Below are 1513 nucleotides of genomic sequence, written 5' to 3'. Positions count from 1 at the left end.
TGCGTCAGCTTTTGCTTTTGCATCTTCCTTAGCTTTTGCTTTTTCTTCAGCTGTTAAGTCGTTATTCGCGTCAATCGCATCGTTTTTAGCTTTTAATGCATCTTCTATTGCTTTCTTCGCTGCTGGCTTAGCTTGCGCTGTTGGATTTACTGAGTCTACACTTGTTGCCCCATCATTTTTAGCTTGAGTTACTGCATCATTTGTTGTCGCGTTATCGATTGCTGTTTTTGCTGCGTCAGCTTTTGCTTTTACGTCAGCTTTCGCTGCAGTTTTCTCTTCATCTGTTAAGTCGTTGTTCGCATCGATTGCGGCGTTCTTAGCTTTAAGTGCATCGTCTATTGCTTTCTTAGCCGCTGGTTTCGCTACTGGTGTTGGATTTACATTGTTCACTTCTGTTGTTCCATTAGCCTTAGCTTGCTCTACTCCCGCGTTTGTTGTTGCGTTGTCGATAGCTTGTTTTGCTGCATCTGCCTTGTTTTGCGCTTCTTGCTTAGCTTTTGCTTTTTCTTCGTCTGTTAAGTCATTGTTTGCGTTAATTGCTTTAATCTTCTCAGCTAACGCGTCCTCTACTGCTTTCTTAGCTGCCGGTTTTGCCACTGGTTTTGGATTTACATTGTTCACTTCTGTTGTTCCATTAGCCTTAGCTTGTTCTACCGCTGCATTTGTTGTCGCGTTGTCGATTGCTGTTTTCGCTACGTCTGCTTTTGCTTTTGCATCAGCTTTTGCTGCTGTTTTTTCTTCGTCTGTTAAGTCATTGTTCGCATCGATCGCATCGTTCTTAGCTTTTAGGGCATCATCGATTGCTTTTTTAGCCGCTGGTTTTGCTTCTGCCGTTGGATTTACATTGTTTACTTCTGTTATTCCGTTAGCTTTAGCTTGAGTTACTGCGTCATTTGTTGTTGCGTTATCGATTGCTTGTTTTGCTGCGCCTGCTTTTGCTTTCGCATCAGCTTTCGCTGCAGTTTTTTCTTCGTCTGTTAAGTCATTGTTCGCATCTATTGCGGCGTTCTTAGCTTTAAGTGCGGCATCTATTGCTTTCTTCGCTGCTGGCTTAGCTTGCGCTGTTGGATTTACTGAATCTACTGATGTTGCTCCATCATTTTTAGCTTGAGTTACTGCATCATTTGTTGTTGCATTATCGATTGCTGTTTTCGCTGCATCTGCCTTGTTTTGCGCTTCTTGCTTAGCTTTTGCTTTTTCTTCGTCTGTTAAGTCATTCTTTGCGTTAATTGCTTTAATCTTCTCAGCTAACGCGTCATCTACTGCTTTCTTCGCTGCCGGTTTTGCCACTGGCGTTGGATTTACATTGTTCACTTCTGTTGTTCCATTAACCTTAGCTTGGTCTACTCCTGCGTTTGTTGTTGCGTTATCGATCGCAGTCTTCGCTGCATCCGCTTTTGCTTTTGCATCAGCTTTCGCTGCAGTTTTCTCTTCATCTGTTAAGTCTGTACGGGCGTCAATTGCGTCGTTTTTAGCTTTAAGCGCATCTTCTATTGCTTTCTTCGCTGCTGGC

General features: G+C 43.0%; 1 protein-coding gene. It reads right to left on the bottom strand.

Annotated features, from left to right (window positions below; genetic code table 11):
* Nucleotides 1-1513, bottom strand: a 1513-nt coding sequence (locus tag PNO30_RS02895; protein WP_271987095.1) for a DUF1542 domain-containing protein, incomplete at both ends; no start/stop codon positions are given.

The organism is Gemella haemolysans, assembly GCF_028308085.1.
GTDB lineage: Bacteria > Bacillota > Bacilli > Staphylococcales > Gemellaceae > Gemella > Gemella haemolysans_D.
This window is presented reverse-complemented; position numbering and strand designations above follow the sequence as displayed.